Genomic DNA, 25818 nt, shown 5'->3' with positions numbered 1-25818 from the left:
AACGAATATGCCACAAGCCGGGACGCGCGGCAAGCAGATTCTCACCTGACAAACATTCTGTTTTGTTTTATGGCGAACGGGCAAGAATTAAGCAAGGAACGAGCAAGAATCGAGCAAGGAATCAGGAAGGAGTGCGCCGGCTGGGCCGGCGCGGTGCAAGCTCAGCTGCTCGCGGTGCCGGCGGCATCGGCGGCACCGGCCGCATCGGCAGCCGCATAGGCCTCCGAAAACTCACGCATGGCAATGGAGGCCAGCAAGTCGAGCAGGCGCTCCAGCCGCTTGCCTTTTTTCAGGTGCGGCGCCATGTCCACCGCCACACCCTGCATCGACGACATGATCAGGTCCATCAGCATCTCGCGCGTCTCCTCGACGACCGCCAGGTAAGGGAAACGCTTGAGCATGGCGTCGGAGATCTTTTCGTCCAGCGACTTTTCCAGCGCCGTCATGGCGCGCTTGAGCGCCTTGTCGGTCCTGGCGCCGCGCAGCAATTCGTGCAGGGCGACAAAGGTCGGCGAGGCGTAATACTGATGGCAGACCGCCATCGTCTGGCGCATATGCTTTTCACTCGGCAAGGTTCCCGGCGCCACGACGATGCCGCCGATCAGGCGCTCGTACTCCTCCGCGCGTTTCTCGACGATGTACTTGGCCGCCGCGTTGAACACCATGGCGCGGGACTTGAAGTGATGGGTCATGGCGCCGCGCGAAACGCCCGCCTGGCTTGCGATCTTCTCGGCGGTAGTCTGCGCATAGCCGATCTGGACCAGGCACTGCAACGTGGCTTCGAGTATGGCGTCACGCGTCATCTGGCTTTTCTCGGCCTGCCAGGTATCGGCCTTGGCTTTCGCTCCGGATCTCGTCGGGCGGGCCGGTTTCTCTATTGCGGAATTTGTCATTTGCACATAGCCGATGTCTCAGGATTCCCCCCATCTTGGACGAAGGGCATGGGCCGGTCAATAAAAAACATCCATGATCGCTTTTTATTGGCAACCCTTGCCGTCTGGCCGGCGGCACCGGCGCGCGCCGGGCGGGTCGCGCATGCCGAGAAATTTATTGACTTATCAAGGCGGCAAAATGTACCATGAAAACGTTTTCAAGAATTATGAAAAGGTTTTCATGGCGCCGCGCCGCTACCGGCAAGCGCGCAACACAGCCATGGAAACGGGACCGCGCCGCCGCAGCCATCAACACTAAAAACTCACGAGACAAGATGAACGCCACCAATCCGACCAAGTCCCCGCTGCTGTGGGTGCCGACAGGCTACTTCACCATGGCATTGGGATACGTGATGCTGACCAGCGTAACCGCCATCATGTTCAAGAACCTGGGCATGGACAACGGCATGGCAGCCCAGTATTCCAGCATGCTGATACTCGCCTACACCATCAAGCCCCTGTTCGCTCCCTTCGTGGAGATGTACCGCACCAAGAAATTCTTCGTACTGTGCGCCCAGGTGCTGATCGGCCTGGGCTTCGTCGGGGTGGGCCTGGCCATGGGCCTGCCGCAGTATATGTTCTTCCTGATGGGGACCTTCTTCGTCCTCTCCTTCATTGGCGCCACGCAGGATATCGCCTGCGACGGCGTGTATGTCACCTCGCTCGATTCGCGTTCGCAATCGCTGTACTGCGGCATCCAGAGCCTGTCCTGGAACATCGGCCCCATCGTCGCCTCGGGCGGCATGGTGTTCCTCAGCGGCTGGCTGCACACCGGGGTGTTCGGCCACGACGCCAAGGTGTTCGGACCGGACTGGGGCGACGCCTGGCGCATCATCTTTTTCCTGGTGGGCGGCATCACCCTGGTGATGGCGGCCTGGCACGCGCGCGTGATGCCGGACGGCGCCCGCGCCGAGAACACGCCGCGCAACGTCGCCGACGGCGGCCGCATCCTGCTGGAAGCCTTCACCACCCTGTTCCAGAAACGCGACGTGTGGAAAATGCTCGCCTTCGCCTTCATGTTCCGCCTCAGCGTGGGTTTCCTGGAGAAGATCGGGCCCTTCTTCATGGTCGATCCGGCCGCCAAGGGCGGCTTGGGCATGTCCAATGAGTTGCTCGGCATCGTCTACGGCACCTGGGGGCTGGCGGCGGTGCTGCTGGGATCGCTGCTGGGAGGCTGGTGCGTGGCGAAGCGCGGCTTGAAGTCCACGCTGTTCATGCTCTGCTGCGCCATCAACATCCCCAACGTCACCTTCCTGCTGATGGCGATTTACCTGCCGTCGAACCTGTACGTGATCGGGGCCGGCGTCGTGGTCGAGAAGTTCTTCTTCGGCTTCGGCGCCGTGGGCTTCATGATCTACCTGATGCAGCAGCTGGCGCCGGGCAAGTTCAGCACCACTCACTACGCCTTCGGCACCGGCGTCATGGGCCTGTGCGGCCTGGCGACCGGCGTGGTCAGCGGCCACCTGCAGGAAGCCCTGGGCTACGTCAACTATTTTGTCTTCGTCATGGTTGCGACCATCCCCTCCTTCATCGCCACCTGGTACGCACCGTTCCACCACGAGGAAGCGCCCTCCGGCGAGAACGCGGAGAAGCAGCAAGGCGCCAACGGCAAAGGGATGCCCGCCTGAACAACGTTGGCTGGCAGGCTCCCTGGTCCATGACGCATGCCTTTGTCTATTCCGGCTTGGCTTGGGCACAAGCCAGCATGGCGTCGCCGATCTCATGATCGGCCTGGGCCTTGAGCATTTCGCCAGCGCCGCGTATGTCGCGAGCTTCCCTGTTTTGGCTCAGCTTTGACTTGCCGACCAAGCGTGTGATTTCGATTTCCATGCCAACAATTGCCTTGAGCTTGGCGTCGATGAACTCCTTGGAACTATCCCCCATTTTCCACGGCACCGGCTGGGAAGCTTCATGTGTCCGGGTCAGCCGGCCAACCACCCCGCGCACGAAGCGCTCGTCGTCGCGGATGGTGATGCGCCCGTAAGCATGGGCCACCACGTAATTCCAGCTGGGTACCTGTTTGTGGAACTCGTGCTTGGAGGGATACCAGCTAGGTGAAATATAGGCGTCGCCGGCGCGAAAGACCACCAGTACTTCATCGCCATCGTTCACGTCCTGCCACACCGGATTGGCGCGCGCGACATGCGCCGCCAGCACGCCCAGTCCGCCCTGCCGGGAATCGAGCTCAGAGTCGAGCTCGAAAGGGATGTGATTGACATCGAGCCCGCTTGCCCCATGTGTCACCAGCATGCCAAAAGGGTGTTGCTTGATGAGGTCATGCAGCACTTCGGTGCGGGACTCCTCGAAATGGGCGGGAACATACATATCCTTCTCCTGGTTGGGTTGATGAGAGATTATTGCGGCTTTCTGGATTACCATATAGATCCAAAATACAGCTATTTCACTGAACCAGAACTCCATGTCCAGACGTCCACAAGCTACGGAATTGCCTCCCCTTCGCGGATTGGACCGCGCAAGCAGGGATCTGGGCCGCCAGTTGGCGCAGTCTTTGCGTGAGGCCATTCATACCGGGAACTTGAAGCCAGGCGACCTGCTGCCGTCAAGCCGTCAACTGGCCGGGGCGCTCGACATCGCGCGCGGCACCGTGCTGGAGGCATACGCGCAATTGACCGCCGAGGGCTGCCTGGATGCGCAAGCCAGGGCAGGCACCCGGGTGGCGGCGGGACTGGACAGACAGCCAGCCCCGGACCATGCCCCGCAAATAACCTCGGTCGAGCCCACGCCCGCGCCGCTTCCGGCACCTGCCGCTGCCTACGCGAAGGTCGCGGCGCAATTCAAGCAACTGCCTCCGTTGCCCTTCGCCGTGTCCGTTCCCACCGGCCCTGCAGCGCCCGATGAAACCTGGCGGCGGCTCGGCAACCGAATTCGCGCCCGAGGCAAAGGCGCGCCTTCCGGTTATGACGATCCCCAGGGCGTCCTGGCTTTGCGGGAAGCGGTGGCCGATTATGTGCGCCGGTCACGCGCGGTGCAGTGCAGTGCGGCGCAAATCATCATCACGAATGGAACCCAGCAAGGCTTGTATATCGCTTGCCAGGTACTTCTGGGCGCTACCGACATGGCTTGGGTGGAAGACCCGGGCTACTGGGGTATTACGAAAATTCTGGAAAGCACAGGGCATCCGGAACGCATGGTGCGTGTGCCCGTCGACGACGCCGGCATCAACGTCGAGGCCGGCATTGCCATGGCGCCGCACGCCCGCGCCGCGTTCGTCACGCCTTCGCATCAATATCCTTTGGGAATGCCCATGAGCATGGGGCGCCGGAGTGCACTACTGGCCTGGGCGCGACAGCATGCATCCTGGATAGTGGAGGACGACTATGACAGCGAACTGCGCTACGCAGGCCATCCCTTTCCGTCGCTGCAAGGACTGGCGCCGGACCGTGTTGTCTACCTTGGCACCTTCAGCAAAATTCTGTTCCCATCACTGCGCCTGGGCTATGCCATCGTTCCCGACGTGCTGGTTCCTGCCTTCTGCGGGGCACGCTTGCTGATGGACAGGCATTCGCCCAGCGCCGACCAGCACGTTCTCGCCGCCTTCATCACCGAAGGCCACCTGGACCGGCATATCCGGCGCATACGCAGTGTGTACGCGGACCGGCGCAGCCAGTTGATCGGCATGCTGGAGCGATGGATACCCAAGGACCTGGGCTGCTTGCAGCCGAGCGATCAGGGCATGCACCTGGTGCTCTGGCTGGCGCTAGCCATGGATGACGTTTTGCTGGCGTCGCGCGCCATGGAGGCTGGCGTATCGACCCGCCCCGTGTCTCCGATGTATTCCGAGGGGAATGGCCGGCCGGGACTGATACTCGGCCTGGGCGGATACAGCGACGATCAGATGATTTCAGCAGTTCGTAACCTTGCGGCAATCATTAAGGAAATGGCTAAACGATAATATGCTACGCGAGTTGCCGACAATGCCGCGGCCCCAGCATGGTTGACAGGCGCCGGGCAATGCACTACGTTATCGATAACACATATTCGAGCAACCTGGCCGCCACAAAGAACGGCGGGCATCTTTTTTCAACGTTCCGGCAGCTGCTGCGGAACCTTTACACTGAGAACGAGCGACACATGACGACTACCCCACGCGCTGCCTTCGGCCTGTTGATGCTGACGGGCTTGGCCGCTTGCAGCACCTTGCGAGGCGGCGATTCCGGCGCGGGCGAGATCCCGCTGTTTGTCGGCGCCCCCCTGGCTTCGTACCAGGTAACCATCGCCACGCCGGAGAACAGGCAAACGCTCAGCGGGGTCAGCACTACGGTACCGAAGCTGCCAAACAGCAAATTCCCCAACAGCAGCACCAGCGTGAGCGTGGCTTCCAAGGACGTTGCGAACGATGCGCTGACACTGACCTGGCGCGACACCTGGTACGCCGGCCTGAAAATCGACGGCGGCGCCCCACTCAACCTCACGCCCTACATCCGGCAAGGCACGGTTGAATTCGACCTCAAGGTCAATGAATTGAGCAAAGGCGATATCGCTTTTAGTATGGGCTGCGGAAACAGTTGCGAGCGCAAGGTGTCCTATATGGTGCCCGCCCGCGCGGCCATCGGCAAAGGCTGGCAGCACGTCGCGCTGGGCTTGACGTGCTTTGCGCGCGACAGCGACGACTTCAGCGCCATCAATGAGCCGATCGCCCTGGTAGGCTCCGGCAGCGGCGAGGTCAGCATCGCCAACATCGTGATCCGGCCGAACGGTAGCCCGAACACGGCCTGTCCCGACTACAAGACGGTGTCGGTCACCCCGGCGATGCAGAACGAAGCCTGGTCGGTTGGCTGGTGGCTACCGCGTCACGAGGCCAAGCTGGAGGAAGTGCGGGCGCTGAAGGCCAAGGGCGTCAATTCCGAACTGATCTTTATTGGCGACTCGATTACCCACGGCTGGGAGAATGCCGGCGCGAAAGTCTGGGAGCGCGACTACAGGCGGTACAAGGCACTGGACCTGGGTTTCTCGGGCGACCGTACGGAAAACGTGCTGTGGCGCCTGTTGCATGGTGAAGTGGACGGCATCAACCCCAAGCTGGCCGTGCTGATGTTCGGCACCAATAACACTGGCCAGCGCCAGGAAGCCCCAGCCACGACCGCGGCCGGCATCAAGCGCAACATCGATGAACTGCGAAAGCGTCTGCCGAACACAAAGATCCTGCTGCTGGCCATCTTCCCGCGCGAGGAGTCGCCGAATGGCAAACAGCGCCAGACGAACGAGCAGGTCAACGCGCTGATTTCCCGCTACGCCGATAATCAGCACGTCTTCTTCCTCAACATCAACCATGCCTTCCTGCAGGCCGATGGCACGCTGTCGAAGGACATCATGCCCGACCTGCTGCACCCCAACGAAAAAGGCTATCAGATCTGGGCCGACGCGATGCGCCCCAAACTGGAGCGCCTGCTGCAGCAATAGACAGCAGGACGGGAATGCGCATGCCGCGCATGCAGTTCTTCCTGCCTGCGCGGCCGTACGGCTGGCTCAGCGCACGTCCAGCAGCTCGACGTCGAAAACCAGCTTGGCGTTCGGCGGGATCGGGCCGGCGCCGCCGGCGCCGTAGCCCATGCTGGCAGGCACGATCAGCGTGCGCTTGCCGCCGACCTTCATTCCCTGCACGCCTTCGTCCCAGCCCGGAATGACCTGTCCGGCGCCGAGCTTGAAACTGAAAGGCGCGCGTCCGATCGAGGAATCGAACTGCGCGCCATGTTGCGCCTGCGCATTCGGCTCGTACAGCCAGCCAGTGTAGTTGACCACGGCGGTAGCCCCGGCGAGCGCCTCCTTGCCGGTGCCGGCCAGGGTATCGATCTTTTGCAAAGGCTCAGCGTTGGCGGAGGCCGCTTGCGGTGCCTTGGCGCGGTCGCAGCCGGCCAGGGCCAGGGTCAAGGCAAGGCCGATTACACAGGAGGACAGCAGTTGTTTCATGTCGTGCTTTCTTAAGGATGAGATAAGTGCCGGCATGGTAACCCAGCTTGCAATAATTCGCTGCAAGGCATCCCTAACGCAAGCTCCTCAAGGCCCCGCGCAACGCGCGGCCTGCCTGGCCCAAACCGCCTTGACTCGCGAAGCCATGCTTTTGGCTCGGCAAGGCATGCCAAACACCCCATCACGTTGTCGATTTCACACTAAGATCGACACCATACGGGACGAATCCCGCGCCGTTTCCTCCAAACAATATCCTACCGAGAAACCTGATGAATTGCGTTCCCCAGGACCAGCAATTAAGCGTACACGCCGCCCTGGCCGGCAAGCGCATCCTGATCACCGGCAGCACCGGCTTCCTGGCCAAGGTGGTGCTGGAAAAGCTGATACGCACCGTGCCCGATATCGGCCGCATCATCTTGCTGATCCGCGCCGCCGATGGCGCCGGCGCCCGCACCCGTTTCGAACGCGAGGTGGCCACCTCCTCCGTGTTCGAGCGCCTGCGCGCCGAGCGCCCGCTATTCCTGCAACACTTCCTCGCCGAGCGCGTCGAGTGCATCACCGGCGCCGTGACGGAGCCCGGTTTCGGCTTGCAGACGCAAGCGTTCGGCGCGCTGGCGCGGCGCGTCGACCTCGTGATCAACGCGGCCGCCAGCGTCAACTTCCGCGAAGCGCTGGACGTGGCACTGTCCATCAACGCCCTCAGCGTGCGCCATATCGCCGAACTGGCGCGCCTGGCGCGCGCCCCGCTGATCCAGGTTTCGACCTGCTACGTCAACGGCTACCACAAGGGCGACATGCACGAGACTATCGTCGCTCCGGCGCGCGGCACGATAGCGCGCCACCCCGAGGGCCACTTCGATCTGGAGAACCTGTTGCAGCGCCTGGCGCACCGCATCGGGCAAGTCAAGGCCGAAACCAGCGAGCCTGGGCGGCTGGCGCGCCGCCTGACCGAGCTGGGCATCGCCGAGGCGAAATATTACGGATGGAACGACACCTACACGTTTACCAAATGGATGGGGGAGCAACTGGCCATGCACCATATGCGCGGCGGCGCCCTGACCATCGTGCGCCCGTCCATCATCGAAAGCACCTTGCAGGAACCGGCGCCCGGCTGGATCGAAGGCGTCAAGGTGGCCGACGCCATCCTGATGGCCTACGCGCGCGGCAAAACCAGCTTCTTTCCCGCCAAGGCGGGCGCGGTGGTCGACATCATCCCGGCCGACATGGTCGCCAACGCCATCACGCTGGCCGCCGCCGAGGCCCTGGCCACCCCTGCCGCGCAGCGCATCTATCAATGCAGTACCGGGTCGAGCAATCCGATCTCCGTCGGCGGCGTGATCGATCGCTTCCAGACCGAGGCCAAGCGCAACTGGCGCAACTACGAGCGCCTGTTCTACCGCGCGCCCAAGCATGACTTCACGGTGGTGAGCCGCCCGGCCTTTCTGCTGATGCTGCGCGCCAGCGGCGCCGCCGCGGCGCTGTGGAGCGGCGCGCGGCGCGTGCTGGGCGCCGGCCCCTCGCCCGCGCTGGAGATGGTGCGTACCACGCGCCTGCTGGCGGTGACCTTTTCGTTTTACACGGCGCCGCAATACCGCTTCCACAACACGCGCCTGATGGCGCTGGCGGCCCGCTTCGGCGTGGATGACTTGCGGCGCTACCCGGTGGACACCCGCGTCATAGACTGGACCGACTACCTGTGCCGCATCCACATGACGGGCCTGAACCGGTATGCGCTGCGTCCCCGTCCGGTCAACGGCGCGGCGATGCTCACTGCGCATGCCGCGCCACGGCCGGTGGCTGAGCCGCCAGCGGCCGCCGTGGAAACGCGCCAATAACAGCAACAGCAGCAGCCGCGCGACAACACGATAAGCGGCACGGACAAGGAGACAGCAGCAATGAACCGACACTCGCGATTGGCCGCGCCCATGACACGGCGCGACTATGCGTGGCACCGCATGGACAGCGACAACAACATCATGGTCATCAACAGCATCCTGCTGTTTGAAGGCCCGCTGGACATGGAACGCCTGGTGGCCACCATCGCCTTGCGCCTGCCGAACTATCCGCGCTTCACGCAGAAGGTGCAAGCGCGCCGCGGCCGTCCGCACTGGGTGGAAGACGAACAGTTCAACATCGAAGCGCATATCAGGCTGGAAAAAATGGCGCAGGACGTCAGCCAGGAAGCGCTGCAGGGCCACCTGACCCGCCTCGCCCACCAGCCGCTGGAAGGCGGCCGTCCACTGTGGCATATGACGGTGCTGGACCGCGTCAACGGCGGCCACGCCATCGTGTTCCGCGTCCACCACTGCATCACCGACGGACTGGGGCTGGTGCACGTGCTGAACCACCTCACCGACGACAACGGCCTGCACTGCCGCGCGCCCTCGCCTGCCGGCCATCCGCACAGCGCCTCGGTGGTCCAGAACGCCGTGTGCTCGGCCGTGGGCCGGGGCATCACCAACCTCAAGATCGCGCTCCACGTCACGCGCCTGTCCATGCTGTGGCCCGACGCGCGCACGCCGCTGAAAAATCCCATGCACGGTGAGAAGCAACTGGTCTGGCTGCCGCCGCTGCAGCTGGAACGGGTGCGCGCCATGAGCAAGCGCATGGGCGTGACGCTGAACGACGCCTGGGTGGCTGCCGTCTCCGGCGCGCTGCGCATCTATCTGGAAGAGCGCGGCCAACATGTCGACGGCCGCGCCCTGCGCGCCGCCGTCACCTTCAACCTGCGCGAAAAAGCCAACGCCTTCCAGCTTGGCAACGAGTTCGGCCTGGTCGCGGTCGACCTGCCGACCAATATCGGCGACGCCGTGGGGCGCCTGCGCCACGCGAGCGCGCGCATGACCGCCATCAAGCGTTCCCACCAGCCGCGCGCCACCATGGCCTTCCTGTCGATCGCCGGCTTCCTGCCTGTCCCCCTGCAGCGCTTCGCACTGAACCTGTTCACTTCCAAGGGTTCGGTGGTGCTGACCAATATCGAAGGCCCGGGCGGGCGCCGCTATCTTGCGGGTTCGCGCATGACGGACCTGATCTGCTGGGTGCCGCAGGCGGGCAAGCTGGGCGTGGGCCTGGCCTTCATCTCCTACGCCGGTCAGATCCAGCTGGCGCTGTTCGTGGACAAGGAACAGATCCCGGATCCCGAGCGTCTGATGGAACTGACCTACGCCGCCTTCGACGAACTGGAACTGGCTACCCGCGAACTGGCGCCGCTGCGCGACGGCGCGGCTGCCGCACTGGCGGAACTGGGGAGCTCCTAGCGCGGCGATCGATCATGAACAGGAAGCAGGCAGATGCGTAGCCCCTGCGCGACAACAGCCGCGGCTCAGGCCAGCTTCACGCAATCCCTGCCTTCCGATTTGGCCTGGTACAGCGCCGCGTCGGCACGCTTGATCGTGTCGCCGATGTCTTCGCCCTCGCCCAACGCTGTCACGCCGAACGATGCGGTGAGGTGCATGCCGCAGGGCCAGATCTGGTGATGCATCGCCCTGCGCAATTTGTCGGCCAGCCCCTGGGCCTCGGCCGCGCCGCAGGACAGGCAGACGATCAGAAATTCCTCGCCGCCCCAGCGCACCAGCTTGTCGCTCGCGCGGATCTCCCTCTGCACCGCCGCGGCAAAGGCACGCAGGACCTGATCGCCGACGTCATGGCCGTAGGTATCATTGACGCTCTTGAAGTGGTCGATATCGACAAACACCACCGCCATGGCATCATCAGCGGTATCGGCCTTGCGCCATTTATTCATCAAGGCGTCGCGCAGGCCTTTGCGGTTCAGGGCGCCGGTGAGCTCATCGGTAAATGCCCGGTCGGCAAGCTCGCTCGCTTCCAGCTCGAGCGCACTGTTGAGCTGGCTGAGCAGGGCAAGCCTTGCCGTGCTGGTGCCCAGTTTCGCGCGGTAGAGCAGCAGGGAATATGCCAGCCAGCTCAGCGCGGCAAGGATCCATCCGCACACCAGCATCATCAACAAGCGATTTTGGCTGATCAGTTTGCCGTGGAATTTTAGCGAGCGCAGCACCAGCCGGTGGTGGCCGGTGGCGTAGCCGCTGCCTATCCCCAGGACGATGCCCGTGACATTGTCGATCCGGACATCGCTGCGCTGCATCGGCACCTTCATCTTCTTTAACCACCACGGCGCAATGTTCAGCACCTTGATCGGAATGTGGACCGTGCCCTGGGCCGGCACCTCGAACTGGACTTCTATGACCTTGTGCGTCCTGGTGTCCCCCACCTTCGACAGGCCCGACTCGAAATTCCAGAGTGTCAAGCCGATCTCCGGCGTGCTAGGACCTTCATATGACATGTCGACAGTAATGAAATCGAATTCGGACATGTCGACGCCGGCGTCGCTCCGGCTCAGCGGAAACACCAGCAGGCAGTAGGGGTAGGTGAGGGATTTGCGCAACTCGCAGTCCATGACGAGCGCATCGGGCCGGCGGGTCACGCTTGCCACGCTATCCCCCTGCTCGTCGCGGTCGTCTATCGTTTCGACGGCACGGCCGCTGGCGGAAGAGAATATCATCACGCGTTCCATGCCGAAGTGCTGCCAGACAAGCAGGGAAATGGTGAGAACGATCAGGCCGAGCACAACCACTGCGGTGCGGGAGAGCGTACGAGGTATAGGTCCCATAGTTCGGAAGTTCTGCGGTGGTGTCGACTGCCCGGTGTAGTTACCACAGACTAACGAATTAATGTTTCCCGCGCAATGTGATTTGTTTTTTTTCGGACCGAAGTATACGCCTTGGGCGCAGTGGATCACGAGCGCCAGGATGCTGGCAGGCGCCCGTGCGTTCCATGGTTTAGAACCCGATCCGGAAGCTGGACGCGATCGGCGTCGGCAAACTGGCCGGCAAGGCAATCACCAGGCCATCGTCCTGCTGCGTCCACTTCAACACTGCCTTGCTGCCCAACAGACTGACGGATTTGACGGGACGGCTCTCCAGGACAGATTTCTTGCCCAGAGAAGCGATGTGCACCTCGCCGGCCGGCACACCCATGGTGATGGCGTACAGATCCCCGCCCTTGACCGTGAAACGGATATCGGCAGGCGTGTAGGCCGTGTCTTCCTTGAAGTGTCCCGACTCCGCCTTGGTCGGCCCTTCGCCAAAGATTTTCCATGGCCGGGTGCCGTAGATCGCGTCGCCATTGACCTTCATCCAGGCAGCCATCTCGGCGACGAATTGCTGGCATTCCGGCGGCAGGCTGCCATCCGGATACTGGACGACATTCAACAGCAGATTGCCGTTCTTGCTGACGATGTCGGCCAGCATGTAGACCACGTCGGCGGTCTTCTTGTATTTGTACCCTTCGCTGTAGAACCAGTCGCCGATCGAAGTGTCGGTCTGCCACGGCTGCGGGTTGATGCCGTCCATGACGCCGCGCTCGACATCCTGGACGCCGGCTTTGCGCAGGAATTCGCCGGAACCGATTTCCTTGTGGTTGTACACGGCTTCGAGCTTGCCCTGGTGGGCTGCCATACTGCGGTTATAGAATTCCGCCACCATGGTGCGGCCCACCTCACCGAAGGGAATGCCGCCATCGGTGTACAGCAAGTCCGGCTGGTACTGGGTGAGCAGATCGGTCACCCGGTTGAACCACTGCTGATGCCAGGCCGGGTTCTTCGCATACCAGGAATCGCTATTGCGGTAGGGTTCCTGGTGGGCCGGATGGTACAGGTCGGCAAAGGCGGGATCGGCGCCGTCGTAGGCCACGCCCATTTGAGGCCATATCTGGTCGTAGCCGTGGCTGGTCGCCCACCACGCATAGCTGGCGCCCAAATGCTCCGAGACACCGAAGCGCAGGCCGGCACGCACTGCGGCGTCGCGCCAGGCGCCGACGATATCGCGCTTGGGGCCCATCTTCACGGCGTTCCAGCGATGGTGTTTCGAATTCCACAGGTCGAAATTGTCGTGGTGGACGCCCATGGAGACGAAATACCTGGCGCCGGCCTGCTTGTACAAAGCCATCAGCGCTTCCGGATCGAATTTCTCGGCCTTCCAGAGCGGAATGATGTCCTTGTAGCCAGCCTTGCTGGGGTGGCCGTAGTTTTTCAGGTGGTGCTCGTATTGCGGCGTGCCGTAGACATACATATTGCGGGCGTACCAGTCGCCCGCGCGCGGCACCGACTGCGGCCCCCAGTGCGACCAGATGCCGAACTTGGCGTCGCGGAACCAGTCCGGGGCCGTGTAGGTGTTGAGGGATTCGGCATCCGGTTTGAACTGGGCCGGCGCCGCACTGGCGATCACGGTGCACAGCGCGGCGCACGTGGCGAGCAATCGTTTTTTCATGAGTTCTCCTGAATTGGTTTTTTAATTAGTTTTTTATATATGCAAAACATGCAAGCTTGATTGTAAACTGTTCTCCCAATGACGAGCATGTTTTTTGGCCGCCGGATAGCCTTAGGGCTTGCCGAACACGATGCCCCTGCCCGGCGTGCTCATATACACCACGCCGAAGGTATTCATGTCGCCAACGACGAAGCCGCCATTGCCCGGCCCGCCGTACTGGTGCGCGTCGTCGTTCACGCGCGTCCACGTCTGTCCGGTGTCGGTCGAGCGGAACAGGCCGCGCACGCCGCCGACCGTGCCCCAGATGAAGACGGTCGGATAGCTTGCGCCCGGCGCCGCTTTGCCGAAGCCGACCGCGCCGCAAGAGCTGACATTGGCAATCGTGCTGAATTGCCAGCCGGAGCTGGTGGTACGCGCCAGGCCGCCGCCGTTCATCGGCACCCAGATATCGCCTTCGCGGCCGGGCGCCGCGCGGATCAGCGCTCCCCCGCCCTTGGCCAGCGTGCTGAACTTCCAGAACGTCGCGCCGCCGTCCGTGCTGATCATGAAGCTGCCATCGCTCGGATCGTGCACGTAGAACTTGCTGGCATTGACCGGATCGGCGAGCGGGCGCGCGTTGCGCACGCCCAGTCCCTTGACGGCCGACCAGCTTGCGCCAAGGTTGGTCGAACGGTAGGTGGCCGCGGAGCTTTCCGGACTATGCAGCAGCGCGGCGCCGCTGGCCGACAGGGCGACCTGGCCCTTGGTCCCGTTCATCGCGGCCCGGGTCCAGCTGGTGCCGCCGTTGACGGACGCGTACATCGCGATCCCCACACGCACCACCGTGTTCGTGCTGCCGTCCGCCACGGCCAGGCCGGTGGTCGTGCCCATAGCCGGCGAATACATCGGGTTGCCGTAGGCGTCATTGTTGTAGTGCTGGAAGCCGTCGATGTCGCCCAGCGCCGACAGCAGCGGGCCGCCGGGAACGCTGTATATATTCAGCGGCACCGTCTCTTCCAGGCCCTTGGTGTTGAAGCTCCAGGTGGTCGGCGTGGCGTCGATGTCGCTGGTTTTGAATATGCCGTTGCCCGAGGTAACCCACACGGCTTTGGGATTGAACGGGTCGAATGCCACCGTGCCGGCCCAATGGATGCCGTGGCTGCCGATCCAGTCGGCGCCGGCGCCATCCTTGACAAAGCCGCGCGCGATCACGTCGGTCCAGCTGGCGCCGCCGTTGGTGGAAACGTAGATGCGGTCGCCATTCGCGTTGCCTTGCGGCGAGTAGACATTGCACGTCGAGGCGATCAGGCGCAGGGCATTGGACGGATCGACACTGATGCCGCTGAACGCGCTGCTCACGCCGGACGGCGTCACGTTGCTCCAGTCGCCGTTGGCGATGGTGTACTTCCAGATCTGGCCGCGGTTCATCGGTTCGGTTCCCGACTGGTTCCCGTGCGGACCGGCGCCATTGGCATAGGTGATGTACAGGTTGCCGGCGCCGTCGAATGCGGCGCGCTGCGGCATCAGGCCCGACGGGCTGCCGGCGACGGCGGAAAACGAGGCGCCGGCATTGTCGCTGCGGTAGAAATTCGCCCCTGCGGAACCGTAGCGCGATACGCCGACGAACAGGCGCTGCGCCGCGCCGTCCGACACGCTGGACGGGTCGGCCATGACGACGCTGATACCGTTCCGGTTCGGCGTGGCCGCCACGTTCAGCGACGTCACCGGCGACCAGGCTGCGCCGGCATCGGTGCTCTTGAACAGCCCGTTCGCGCGCGTGCCCACGTACAGCACATTGCTGGAACCCGGGTCGACCACGAGGCGCTCGCCGTTCTGGCGGCCCATGCCGTTGCCGTGCGCCTTGAACTGGCTGGACACGTCGGTGATGGAAAAGGTCGCGCCGTAGTCGTTCGAGCGCAGGATGGCGCTTTTGCTGCCGGACGAATAGTTGAGGCCGACGTGCATATACACGTTGGCCGCGTTCCTGGGATCGACCGCCAGCGCTTCGACGCCTTGATAACTGTTCAGCTCATCGGACACCCAGTCCAGCAAGGGCACCCAGTGCGCATTCGTGTTGTCCCACCGGTAGGCGCCGCCGACGTCGGTGCGCGCATACACAACGCCCCGGGTCCTGGTGGGGATGACGGCCGACACGAATCCGCCGCCGCCCATGGCGACGCTGTCCCAGGTGTAGGCGGCGGCGGGCTGCAGTACCGCCATGGCCATCACGCCGAAAACGGCGGCCGCCAAGGGAACCGCTCTGCCCAGCGCTGCTTTTATCCACACCATGTGATTTGTCTCCTGAATTGCTGCATATGTGAACAACGGTAGAGCCTGTTTCCCGAACCGTGGCAAACAGGCGCTGCTTCCCGCACCGCCGCCGGCCCCCTTCACCAGCGACGTGCGCGAAAATGTGTAGAACATATACCAAACAAATCGAGGGGTGCGGCAGAATGGCAGGGCCTGTGCGAAATCATTCGGCCCGCTGGTGATTTGCATAATGATGGCCAGTGCATGGCGACCGGCGCGGTCCTGCCTTAGTACGACCCCATGCGCACTTTCAGCACTGTGGGACGGGCCGGCAGGTTCAGGCCCGAATCGACCTGGTCGCCGTTCCAGTTACGCTCCATCACCCATTTTCCCGACGCGTCGAAACGCCCTTCCTCGACGCGCAAGTACTGGGCCGGCTTGTCGGCATTGCTGCCGGCGCCAGCGAAATGCAGCCGCACTTGCTGCCCGATCACAATGAATTCGTTATCGCCGGTGTGGGCAAATGCGACGCCGCCGGTCGGGAACTCAGTACCCGGCGGGAAGTCCTGCTTGTTCGCCGAATGTGCGACATTCCCCATGAACCATTCGCGGAAGGTCGCACCAACCTTCCAGTTCCCCATCGTGATGGTTTGCGGCGTGCGTTCATCGCTTTCCGCCATGCCATGGGTACGGCCTTCCAGTGACCATTTCGCCCACATCCGCTCCATGGGGCGGAATGCCGCGTAGATCTTGCCGAAGGGCTCAGCCATGGTCTTGTCGCTGGTCTTCGCTCCCAGGGGATAGTTGGTGTAGTCGGCATAGTCGACGCCGAACGGGGCAATGCCGATCGCGCCGCGTCCCAGTATCTCGTAAATATAGCGCGCGAAGTAAGGCGCGTTGGCCATCTCCGGAACGAACAAGGCGTTGTCCCGGCGCTGGTATTTCGCCAGGTTGCCCGTCACCTGCAGCGACTCCTTGCCATACAGGTCGGCCGCGGAAATATCGATGTCGGGGGCGGCCGCCTGGTAGATATCGATCACGTCCCAGGTCGGGCCGCCGGCATTGAAGTTGTCCTTCCATGGCGTGGCCGGCGCGACGGAATCGCGCACGGCGGCGTTGACGTACATGGGCAGGTTGTAGACCGCGCGCCCCGCCTTGGCCATCGATCCAATGTAGCGCGCCATCGAGTAGGCAAGGAAGTACTCGTCGGCATACGGACCGTAGACTTCGGACCAGGTTCCGCTGGCCGCGCCGCCTTCAACAGACGGCGGCACCTTCTTTTTCGCCAGTACCGCTTGCGGCACCGGCTGGCGGAACGCCGCCTCGGCCTTAGGACTGTAGTCGCGCGCGCTGTTGAACGTGCCGACCTCGTTCTGGACCTGCACCATGATCACCGTGCGGTGCGCCTCGTCGATCTTCTTCAGATGCGTCATGAAGGCGACGAAGGCCCTGGTGTCCGCCCTCAGGGTCTCCTCGCCGTACGGCGACAGGCAATACGTCACCTTGCCGTCCTTGCCGAGCATGTGCGGAAAGCGCTGCTGGTCGGTTCTCACCCATTCCGGCGCATATTGCGGGCGCGTGTTCTTCCAGCTGCCAAACCACAGCAGCACCAGGCGCACCTTGTTCTGGCGCGCCTGGGCCACCAGCGTGTCGACATAGCTGAAATCGAACTTGCCTTCGACCGGCTCGACCTGCTCCCAGGCGACGGGGATTTCGAGCGTATTGGCATGCACGTCCTTGACGGCGGACCAGACTTTTTCAAGCGCACCGGGATAGTTGCTCGAGTTGTGCGCCTGCACGCCGAGCATGGTGAAAGGCTGGCCGTCAACCATCAGTGCGTAGCGGCCGTCGTTCTGGACGAGTTGGGGCGGCGCGACCGGTTGCGCGCTTTGCGCCGCGGCTGCCGCGGCCCTGGCGCCAACATGCGCCGACGACAAGGCGAGCATGCACATGGCGGTGACAAGGCGGCTGGAGTTTTTCTTCATAAATTCAAGGGTGGGTAAGGGAGAAGTACCAGCATAGGACAGCGGGCCAGGACGCTCTTATGGAACGATTTCACGCTGCTTTGCTTGACGGTTGGCCGCGCCCAATGCCGGCCTTCACTGCACCGCCTCCAGGATCACCGCCGCGCCGCCCGCCGCCGCCAGTCGCAAGGACAGCACGTCGCCGGCAGTCACCTCGCGTTCCACGCGCACGACGTCGTTGGGCGTGGCGCCATCTTCCCACACTGTGGCGCGATATTTCCCGGCAGGCAGGAAGCCCAGCGATACGCGTTCCACACGGCCGCCCGGCGCCTCGGCGGCCGTCATCGCGCCGAGGTACCAGCGGCTGCCCTGGCGCCGCGCCAGCACGATGTCGCGTCCCGGCTCGCCCGACAGGAAGCGCGTCTCGTCCCACGCGGTCGGCACGCGCTTGATGAAATCGAATCCGGCAGCATCGCGGTAGGCCTCAGGATCGTCGGACACCATCTGCAGCGGGCTGTCGTAGACCACGTACATGGCCAGCGCCTGGCCGCGCGTGGTCTGCGTCAGAGGCATCTCCGCGCGCACACCGAAGCTGGCCGGCGTGCCGTTGCGAAAGCCACCCGGCGTGTAGTCCATCGGACCGGCGAGCATGCGCGTGTACGGCAACGTCAGGTTGTGTTTCGGCGTGACCCGATCGGTCATCTTGTTCCATTCCGCGCCCAGGACGCCTTCCTGGGTGATGAAATTCGGATAGGTACGCTGCAGCCCGGCCGGAACGTAGGCGCCGTGCAGGTCGAGCAGCAGCTTGCGCTTGGCCGTGGCGGCCGCGATGCGTTCGTAGAAGGCAACCACTTCCTGGTCGTCGCGGTTCATGAAATCGACCTTGACGCCCTTGATGCCCCAACGCGCGTAGGTGTCGAGCACCTCGTCCATGCGCGGCGCGACATGCTCCCAGTGCGCCCACAGCAGCAGCCCAACGCCCTTTGCGGCCGCGTAGCGCACCAGCGCCGGCATGTCGATGCCGTCCGCAGCGCGGGTGATGTCGGTACCCGGCAGCGCATCGCAGCAGCCGGCGGGACCGGACGCCCAGCCCGCGTCGATCAGGTAATACGGCAATCCGGCGGCGGCCGCAAAATCGATGAAGCGTTTGTAATTGCCCATGTCCGCCTTCATGCCGGCCAGGGGCCCCGACCACCAGTCCCAGGCCGCCTTGCCGGGCTTGACCCAGCTGAAGTCGCCCTGCGGCGCCGGATTCAGGTTGCCGATCAAATGCGAGGCGATCAGGTCGCCCGCTCGGTCGCCCATCATGACGACCCGCCACGCGGTCGTCAGGCCGCCCTGGGACACGAATGCCGGCCCGGGCCGCTTCGGCGGCGCCGACAGGTGTACGCGCAACGCGTCGCCTTCACGCCGCAGCGACGCCCCGGTATAGCCCGCGAGATGGGCCTGGGTGATGGCGTACGAGGTGCGCCCGGGAGGCGTGGCGCACACCACCGGCACGTCGTAAGCAAGGTCGGTGCGCAGTTGCGACACCTTCATGCGTGCGAACCGCTCTTCGTGCGCCGCGTCAGCGACCGACACCAGGCATTCGGCATCGCCCGCCGGGACGAAGGCAGTGCGTTCGCCACGCAGGCGCACCGGTTCGGCACCGTCGATGCGGTAACGGAACGCCACCCCATCGTCATAGGCACGCACATCGACCGACAGCCGGCGTCCGGCCGGCGCGCGTTCCCGGAACACCAGGGTGGCGCCGCGATAATGATCGCGCGCCTGGGCCGCCTTGGTGGCGACCAGCGCGATGGTGCGGTCGACATGGATATCGTCGCGTTTTTCGAGCGCCAGCGCGCCAAATTCGGGGGCGCCGTCAAGTTCCAGACCCAGCGGCGAGGACGCGAGGACGGCGTCGCCGCCGCGCGAAATCGAGAATCGGCTACCGTCATCCTCAATCCGGATGGTGATACGTCCATCCGGAGATGAGACGGTTGCCGGCGCGGCCGCAGCCCATGCCATCGGCAACAGAAATGACGCACCCGCCGCCGCAAGCAAAATCGACATTGGCTTCATTGTGGCGTCGCAGCCCAGGTGTTGCAGAATTCCTCGTCTCTTCATATCGCTCTCTTCATTGGGAATCAGCGCCTGCGGATGGCAGGCGGATGAGCTTGAATTGTATTGTGTATATCACGGACAATCTAGCGTTTTCCACTTCACCGGCCGTCCGTCCGTGCGCACTTACAGGCCCTGCTCTCATAGGCGCGCCGGTCTCAATTCCGCTTGCCGGAGCCCCGCCGGCTGGCATATTTCATATCGCGTATTGGAGATTTTAATAATTGATGTGCCAGGCACCGGTCCGCGCAATGAACCGTTTGGAGCACAGGGCAAACGCCTCCGCGTCCGGCCGGGATCCCGGTAGGCTGACCGCAATATCCGCTCAGTTCTTGCCCCCCATCTTCAGCGACAATTCGTTCAGCTTGGCTTCGGCCTCGATCTGGATGCTGCGCGCGTGAATCAGCTGAGTTCGCATGCGGGTACGCTCCAGTTCTTGCTGCAGACCGGCAAGCTCGGCCCGCTCTTCCTGCATCCAGGAGAATTCGGCCTGCCTCGTGTCGTTACGGCTGCCGTTCACGATGACAGTCGCCTTGCCGCGCGAGCACACCCTGCCGTTCAGAACGGCTCCTTCCGAATACTTCTGGTCCTGGTAAAAGCAATAGGATGGAGTGCCTGCACTGGCAACGGACTTGTCCGCCTGTTCTGCCGCCCCTGCATTGGGGCCCGGCGCGGCGATGCCGAGCGCCAGCGCCACTGCCGCCATGGTCTTGGATTTCATAGGTTGCCTTTCTTATGCCTGAGAGCAAGTGGCCTCGGAAAACCGGGGCCATCTTGTAATACGTCAGTCCGTGAACACCAGTAAGGTGACACGTCGACGTATAGTGCGAAGATCCGCCTCCGGCCTCAATTGCGATATTCAACAAAGTAAGGAACGAAATTGAACAATCAGGAGTGCGTGACACTCAACTACAAGCGCTGTTGTGTGTATCCGGTATATGAAATACAATCAGGCCGGCTCGCATACCGCCGTTACCCGCACGACCGGCGGCAGCTGCGATGTGGCGGGGACCAGTGGCGGCCAGGGAGAGCGAGTTCCGCCGAGCCGATTCCAATTATCAGATTCACTGACGAGGGCGCAATCCAGGCAGGGCTATGAGCAACGTTAAAACGTCAATGCAAGTCATGGAGTTGTTTCCGACGCCGGTATTCGTTGTGCAGACCCAGGGGATGGACAACCAGGAGCTGGCGCGCCAGATCTACGCCATTCGCGACGAGGAAACCGCGGCCGGTATCGCCGACAAGACCGGCCTGTCCAACAACGGCGGCTTCCGCAGCTACGACCTGTTGCAGCGCAAAGGGTTCGAGCCGCTCAAGCAGCTCGTGCTAGCGATACTCAACGAACGCCTGGTCAATGGCAACTGGTTTGCGGAACCTGAAGTACTCGAAGCGCAGTTCGGCGCAATGTGGGGTGTCATCAACGGCAAAGGCCACGCCAACAGCACGCACAACCACCCAGGCGGCTGGATCAGCGGCGTGTATTACCCGCAGGTGCCGGCCGCGATCGAACGTGCCGGTTCGCTCAGCTTCCGCGATCCCATCCTGGCGCGCACCTTTACGCGCAGCTTTTACCGCAACGTGCAAGCCGAGGTGGCATCCGTGCTGCCTGAAGTGGGCAAGCTGATCATGTTTCCAAGCTGGTGCGAACACCACGTCGGCCCCAACCTGACCGACGAAGAGCGCATCGCGATCTCGTTCAACATCAACCACGCCAGCGCGCGCTAGCGTCCGGCCGATGGCGCCCGCAGCGCAGGCAAGCGCCCCCATCGATCGGGGCGCCCTGCCCGCGCCAGCGTTCAGCTCTTCGTCTTCAGGTAACCGTGCATCGCCAGCCAGCGGCTGAAGCCGTCGAACCAACCTGTGCTGGTCGTCGTCTTCGGATACATGCCGAAGCCGTGGCCGCCCTGCTCGTACAGGTGAAATTCGACCGGGCGTCTGGCGCTCTTCCAGCTGTCGACCAGGCCGTAGCCCGCGTTAGCAAAGAAGGGATCGTCTGCCGCGATGGCGACGAATAGCGGCGGCGCATCGGCCGGCGCGGCGACTGCGGTCAGCGGACCGTAGATGTTGGCGATGAAGGCAGGCTTGGCGTCCTCGCCGTACAGCGCGGTCGACAGCGTCAGCATGGCGCCGGCGGAGAAGCCGACCATGCCGATGCGGTCGCTATCGACTTTCCACTCCCTGGCGCGCGCGCGCACCAGGGCAAACGCAGCGCGGGCGTCGGCAATCTGGGGCGCGAGCGTCACTACCGGGTCCTGCCCGCCAGGCTGGCGGGGCGGGCCGGAAAACAGCCGCGCCATGTCCGCCTCGAACTCGCGCATGGCAAGCGGAGTGGGATGCAGGCGGTATTTCAGCACGAAGGCCGCCACGCCCTTGGCCGCGAGCGCCTTGGCCACGTCCCAGCCCTCGTTGCTCATCGACAGGGTGCGAAAACCGCCGCCCGGCGCCACGATCACGGCCGCGCCGGTGCCCTTGCCTTGGGCCGGCAGGAAGGGGGTCAGCGTGGCGACGGTGACGTTGCGCGCAAACACGCTGCCGTACTGGCGGTGCCAGGCCTCCGGGGCAGTCGCGCCCGGCAACGCGCCGGTGCCGAGCTCGATCGCGCCGGCTTGCGATGGAACCGCCATGGGCGTCATGCTGTCATGCTGCGCCATCGCCGGCACGGCGTAGCCGCAGGTGCAGACCAGCATTGCAGCAGACAGCATGCCCTTCAATTGACGGCTATGCCGACGGTTTATTTCCCCGCGCTTTTTTATAGTCATTCGATACCCTCATGAGTAAATACCGGAAACGCCAGTCCCACTATTTTTGAAATCGAAGCTGCAAAAATAGCGTAGACAAACAGGCCACTTTGCTATAAATTACAAAAAAGATTGCGCTACCATTTTTTGGTAGCGGAACAAATATTAACATTGAATTCGGAGACGGTGACAGGAAATGATGGAAACGACAACGCTGAAACTGCATGGCGCAAGCAAGACGGCAGGTCGCCGTATCCTCCGGCGATCCGTGTACCTGATGGCATTCCCTGCCCTCTTGGGCCACGCCTGCGCGCATGCCGGCGAAGATGCGCGTACCGGCGCCGATACCCGTGCGCGCGCGCTGGTGGCGCAGCTGACGTTTGAAGAAAAGCTGGAGCAGCTGTTAAACGTCGCCCCGGCCATTCCGCGGCTGTGCATTCCGGCCTATAACTGGTGGACAGAATCCCTGCATGGCGCATTGGGCCCGGTCCCGACCACCAATTTCCCTGAACCCGTGGGCCTGGCCGCCAGCTTCAACCGCAGCCTGACGCATCAGGTAGCCGCTGCCGTCAGCGTCGAGGTGCGCGCCCTGCACACGCTGGGACGGCAGACCGGCAAGCTTGGAAAGATAGGCACCGGGCTGAACACCTGGTCGCCCAACATCAATATTTTCCGCGACCCGCGCTGGGGCCGCGGGCAGGAAACCTATGGCGAAGACCCCTTCCTGACCGCCGCGATCGGCGTCGCATTCATCCAGGGCATGCAGGGTCCGAATCCCGAGCTGCCGCACGTGGTCGCTACACCGAAGCACTTTGCAGTCCACAGCGGACCGGAATCGACGCGCCACCACGCCAATGTGTTCGTCTCGCCGCACGACCTGGAGGACACCTATCTGCCGGCCTTCCGCGCCGCCATCGTCGATGCCAAGGCCGGCTCGGTCATGTGCGCCTACAACCGCGTCAACGGCCAGCCGGCCTGCGCCAGCGACTTGCTGCTCAAGCGCACCCTGCGCGACGCGTGGGGATTCAAAGGCTATGTCGTCTCCGATTGCGATGCCGTGACCGACATCAGCGAGCAGAGCAAATATGCACCCGACGCCGCTTCGGCGGGCGCCCTGGCATTGAAAGCCGGTGTCGACAACGAGTGCAATGGCCAGACCCTGACGGATGCGAAGGACCTGGGCGCGCGCTATCGCGATGCCCACAAGCGGCACCTGGTCAGCACGGCCGATATCGATACGGCCCTGGTGCGCCTGTTCTCGGCGCGCTACCGGAACGGCGACCTGGGCGGCCTGGCCCGGCCCGGCACCAAACCGACGCCGGTCAGTGCGATCAATACGCCGGAGCACCAGCATCTGGCGCTGAAGTCGGCGATCGAGAGCCTGGTCCTGTTAAAAAATGACGGCGTGCTGCCACTCAAGCCTGGCGTGAAGCTCGCCGTGATCGGCCCGCTGGCCGACGCGACCCGTGTTTTGCGCGGCAACTACTCGTCGGCCCAAAGCGCGCCGCCGGTGTCGGTGCTGGACGGCCTGCGGCGCACGATGCCGGGTGCGCAGATCACGCTGGTGCCGGCAGGCGCTTCGATCACCGACGGCGATCCGGTACCCGCCTCGGCCTTCCGGGCGCCGGACGGCCAACCCGGCCTGCACGCAGCGTACTTCAATGCCCGGCCCGCGCTCGCGGACGGACAGCAAGACGGCTACCAGGCGGCGCCCGCAGCAAGCCGCGTCGAAAGCGGCCTGGTGGCGAATGCCGGCGACTTCAAGAATGTGGACGAACGCAACCGGATCGTCTGGACCGGCTACCTGGTCCCGCCCGAGTCCGGCACTTACCGGATAGGCATGAGCGGCGTGCGCGGCGAGGTCACCGTGGATGGCAAGCCCGCCGTCCAGGCGGCCGTCCCTTCCCAGTGGGCCGAGCCGCTCAAGCTGGCCGAAGTCACGCTGCAACAAGGCCAGCGCTATCCGGTCCGCTTCGAAACGGAAACGGGCGTGTCCGGCATCCCGGGGCTGTTCTGGAAACGCATTTCGCTGCAGCCGGAAGCCGATCTCGCCAGCGGCGTGCGCGATGCCGATGTGGTCGTCGCTGTCGTCGGCCTCACCGCCGATCTGGAAGGCGAGGAAATGGCCGTCAACGCCGAGGGCTTTGCGGGCGGGGACAAGACGTCGCTGGACATCCCTGCGGACCAGCGCCGCCTGCTGGAGCAGGCCAAGGCGCTCGGCAAGCCGCTGGTCGTCGTCGTCATGAGCGGAAGCGCGCTGGACCTGTCGTGGGCCAAGGCCCATGCATCGGCGATCGTCGAGGCGTGGTACCCGGGCCAGGCGGGCGGCCTGGGCATCGCACAGGTGTTGACTGGCCAGGCCAACCCGGGCGGACGCCTGCCACTCACCTTCTATCGCAGCGTCAATGACCTGCCGCCCTTCGACAACTATGCGATGAAAGGACGGACGTATCGCTACTTTGAAGGCACGCCGGTCTACCCCTTCGGCTACGGCCTGAGCTACACGACCTTCGCCTACGCCCCGCTGCGTGTGGCACCGGCCGCCGGCGGCGCAGAGCACGGCGTGACCGTGGTCACGGACATCACGAACACGGGCACGCGCGACGGCGACGAGGTCGCGCAGCTCTACCTGGTGCCGCCCGCCGTGGACGGCGCGCCCCGCCTCGCGCTGCGCGGCTTCGAACGGCTGACGCTGAAAGCGGGCGAACGCCGGCAGATCAAGTTCGTGCTGTCGCCGCGCGACCTGAGCTTCGTCAGCCAGGATGGCGTGCGCCAGCTGATGCCGGGACAATACAAGGTCGTGGTCGGGTCGGGACAGCCAGGCACCGGCGTCGCCGGACAGAGCGGCACGATCACGCTGGCACGCCCGGTCGTGCTGCCGAAGTAAGCACTTTGCAGTGATCCGGAGGCGCGCCGGCCGGCGCGCCTTAGCCGGCGTTCAGGCGCACCCCGAAGAAGGCGTTGACGGTCAGCCGGCCTTGTTCGGGGTCGGCGCTGAGCAGCTCGGGGTGGAGGATGTCGCCGCTGTGGTACAGCGTGCCGTCGTAGAAGACCGCGCGGTTGAAGGCCGCCGGGACGGCCGCCACCTTTTCAAAATACTGGTTGCTCCTGGTCGGATACGCGGGCGCGCTGTCGATCAAGGCCGAAAACGCGTGACTGTCCATGAGCCGCCCGCGCGCCATCATCTCCGAGATGGCCTCGGTCCCTACCCGCGGCCGGAAGAAGCCGGTGCCGCCCATCCGTTCATCCTTGAACAGGTACAGCACCATGGCGAAATTGCCTTCGCCGGGCGGGAGCGCGCCGCCATCGACATGGGGGATCCTCTGGAATGGCACCAGGTTTTCCGGCTTGCGGGTGACCAGCGACATCCTGCACATGGTGCTGCGGGTGCGCCGGCCGCCAAGCTGGCCCCGGATATATTGTGAAAAGAACGCGGCGAATGCCAGCTGCGCGCCCTGATCGAGCCGCAGTTCCGGGCCCGGATAATAGTTGCTGTCTTCCGGAGAAAAATCGGCGCGCCGCGCGACGGCGTGGGCTATCCATTGCGAGGGGTCGCGCAGGATATTGTCGACGACCACGCAAAATCGTCCATCGCTCAGCGCGACTCTACTTATGGCGGGAGTGGGGTTGAACATGGCACGCT

Annotated in this window: 19 protein-coding genes; 8 read left to right on the top strand and 11 right to left on the bottom strand. The window is 63.7% G+C overall.

Annotated elements, in window-relative coordinates; all coding sequences use genetic code 11:
* Positions 1 to 161: 161 nt before the first annotated feature.
* A complete protein-coding gene (locus tag ACSQ8Y_RS04710) occupies positions 162 to 893 on the bottom strand; it encodes a TetR/AcrR family transcriptional regulator (RefSeq protein ID WP_436265295.1) in 732 nt (243 codons plus the stop codon).
* A 73-nt stretch (positions 894 to 966) separates the two neighbouring features.
* Here ACSQ8Y_RS04710 and ACSQ8Y_RS04705 point away from each other — a divergent pair, with 73 nt between their 5' ends.
* Positions 967 to 1191, top strand: coding sequence for a hypothetical protein (locus tag ACSQ8Y_RS04705; protein ID WP_436265294.1), 225 nt, complete (start codon positions 967 to 969; stop codon positions 1189 to 1191).
* Positions 1192 to 1207: 16 nt separating this feature from the next.
* Positions 1208 to 2560: an MFS transporter gene (locus ACSQ8Y_RS04700; RefSeq protein ID WP_436265293.1), complete on the top strand. Its 1353-nt coding sequence runs from the start codon at positions 1208 to 1210 to the stop codon at positions 2558 to 2560.
* A gap of 46 nt (positions 2561 to 2606) precedes the next feature.
* Here the strand turns inward: ACSQ8Y_RS04700 and ACSQ8Y_RS04695 are convergent, their stop codons facing one another.
* Complete coding sequence (locus ACSQ8Y_RS04695; protein WP_436269751.1) at positions 2607 to 3257, bottom strand: FMN-binding negative transcriptional regulator; 651 nt, start codon at positions 3255 to 3257, stop codon at positions 2607 to 2609.
* Between the two features lie 94 nt (positions 3258 to 3351).
* Here ACSQ8Y_RS04695 and ACSQ8Y_RS04690 point away from each other — a divergent pair, with 94 nt between their 5' ends.
* Positions 3352 to 4845, top strand: coding sequence for a PLP-dependent aminotransferase family protein (locus ACSQ8Y_RS04690; protein ID WP_436265292.1), 1494 nt, complete (start codon positions 3352 to 3354; stop codon positions 4843 to 4845).
* A gap of 179 nt (positions 4846 to 5024) precedes the next feature.
* A complete protein-coding gene (locus tag ACSQ8Y_RS04685; protein WP_436265291.1) occupies positions 5025 to 6353 on the top strand; it encodes a GDSL-type esterase/lipase family protein in 1329 nt (442 codons plus the stop codon).
* A gap of 66 nt (positions 6354 to 6419) precedes the next feature.
* On the opposite strand, the gene ACSQ8Y_RS04680 is transcribed toward ACSQ8Y_RS04685, so the two are convergent.
* Positions 6420 to 6860 carry an FKBP-type peptidyl-prolyl cis-trans isomerase gene (locus ACSQ8Y_RS04680; protein WP_436265290.1) on the bottom strand — a complete coding sequence of 147 codons (441 nt, stop codon included), beginning with the start codon at positions 6858 to 6860 and terminating at the stop codon, positions 6420 to 6422.
* Between the two features lie 269 nt (positions 6861 to 7129).
* Here ACSQ8Y_RS04680 and ACSQ8Y_RS04675 point away from each other — a divergent pair, with 269 nt between their 5' ends.
* The gene (locus ACSQ8Y_RS04675; RefSeq protein WP_436265289.1) at positions 7130 to 8695 is read left to right on the top strand and encodes an SDR family oxidoreductase; all 1566 of its coding nucleotides are present in this window, start codon (positions 7130 to 7132) and stop codon (positions 8693 to 8695) included.
* A 60-nt stretch (positions 8696 to 8755) separates the two neighbouring features.
* Positions 8756 to 10117 carry a wax ester/triacylglycerol synthase family O-acyltransferase gene (locus ACSQ8Y_RS04670; protein WP_436265288.1) on the top strand — a complete coding sequence of 454 codons (1362 nt, stop codon included), beginning with the start codon at positions 8756 to 8758 and terminating at the stop codon, positions 10115 to 10117.
* A 65-nt stretch (positions 10118 to 10182) separates the two neighbouring features.
* Here ACSQ8Y_RS04670 and ACSQ8Y_RS04665 read toward each other — a convergent pair whose 3' ends face one another.
* The 6 genes from ACSQ8Y_RS04665 to ACSQ8Y_RS04640 form a co-directional block, all read right to left on the bottom strand.
* On the bottom strand, positions 10183 to 11442 hold the full coding sequence (locus ACSQ8Y_RS04665) for a GGDEF domain-containing protein (protein ID WP_436265287.1): 1260 nt from the start codon (positions 11440 to 11442) through the stop codon (positions 10183 to 10185).
* Positions 11443 to 11653: 211 nt separating this feature from the next.
* Positions 11654 to 13141: an alpha-L-fucosidase gene (locus ACSQ8Y_RS04660; protein WP_436265286.1), complete on the bottom strand. Its 1488-nt coding sequence runs from the start codon at positions 13139 to 13141 to the stop codon at positions 11654 to 11656.
* 111 nt (positions 13142 to 13252) lie between these two features.
* Complete coding sequence (locus ACSQ8Y_RS04655) at positions 13253 to 15409, bottom strand: exo-alpha-sialidase (RefSeq protein WP_436265285.1); 2157 nt, start codon at positions 15407 to 15409, stop codon at positions 13253 to 13255.
* A 248-nt stretch (positions 15410 to 15657) separates the two neighbouring features.
* Positions 15658 to 17355 (bottom strand): DUF5597 domain-containing protein, encoded by a 1698-nt coding sequence (locus ACSQ8Y_RS04650; protein WP_436265284.1) that lies wholly within the window; start codon positions 17353 to 17355, stop codon positions 15658 to 15660.
* Positions 17356 to 17469: 114 nt separating this feature from the next.
* Complete coding sequence (locus ACSQ8Y_RS04645) at positions 17470 to 19389, bottom strand: glycoside hydrolase family 97 protein (RefSeq protein ID WP_436265283.1); 1920 nt, start codon at positions 19387 to 19389, stop codon at positions 17470 to 17472.
* 373 nt (positions 19390 to 19762) lie between these two features.
* Complete coding sequence (locus tag ACSQ8Y_RS04640; RefSeq protein ID WP_436265282.1) at positions 19763 to 20158, bottom strand: DUF1496 domain-containing protein; 396 nt, start codon at positions 20156 to 20158, stop codon at positions 19763 to 19765.
* 374 nt (positions 20159 to 20532) lie between these two features.
* Between ACSQ8Y_RS04640 and ACSQ8Y_RS04635 the strand changes: the two genes are divergently transcribed.
* The gene (locus tag ACSQ8Y_RS04635) at positions 20533 to 21162 is read left to right on the top strand and encodes a TIGR02466 family protein (RefSeq protein WP_436265281.1); all 630 of its coding nucleotides are present in this window, start codon (positions 20533 to 20535) and stop codon (positions 21160 to 21162) included.
* Positions 21163 to 21233: 71 nt separating this feature from the next.
* Here the strand turns inward: ACSQ8Y_RS04635 and ACSQ8Y_RS04630 are convergent, their stop codons facing one another.
* Positions 21234 to 22139, bottom strand: coding sequence for an alpha/beta hydrolase (locus ACSQ8Y_RS04630; protein ID WP_436265280.1), 906 nt, complete (start codon positions 22137 to 22139; stop codon positions 21234 to 21236).
* A 313-nt stretch (positions 22140 to 22452) separates the two neighbouring features.
* Here ACSQ8Y_RS04630 and ACSQ8Y_RS04625 point away from each other — a divergent pair, with 313 nt between their 5' ends.
* The gene (locus tag ACSQ8Y_RS04625; protein ID WP_436265279.1) at positions 22453 to 25062 is read left to right on the top strand and encodes a glycoside hydrolase family 3 C-terminal domain-containing protein; all 2610 of its coding nucleotides are present in this window, start codon (positions 22453 to 22455) and stop codon (positions 25060 to 25062) included.
* A gap of 40 nt (positions 25063 to 25102) precedes the next feature.
* On the opposite strand, the gene ACSQ8Y_RS04620 is transcribed toward ACSQ8Y_RS04625, so the two are convergent.
* Positions 25103 to 25810 carry a DUF6445 family protein gene (locus ACSQ8Y_RS04620; protein ID WP_436265278.1) on the bottom strand — a complete coding sequence of 236 codons (708 nt, stop codon included), beginning with the start codon at positions 25808 to 25810 and terminating at the stop codon, positions 25103 to 25105.
* Between the last annotated feature and the right edge of the window lie 8 nt (positions 25811 to 25818).

Origin of the sequence: Pseudoduganella sp. LjRoot289 (assembly GCF_964252925.1) — a bacterium.
In the GTDB taxonomy this organism is placed as follows: domain Bacteria; phylum Pseudomonadota; class Gammaproteobacteria; order Burkholderiales; family Burkholderiaceae_D; genus Rugamonas.
This window is presented reverse-complemented; position numbering and strand designations above follow the sequence as displayed.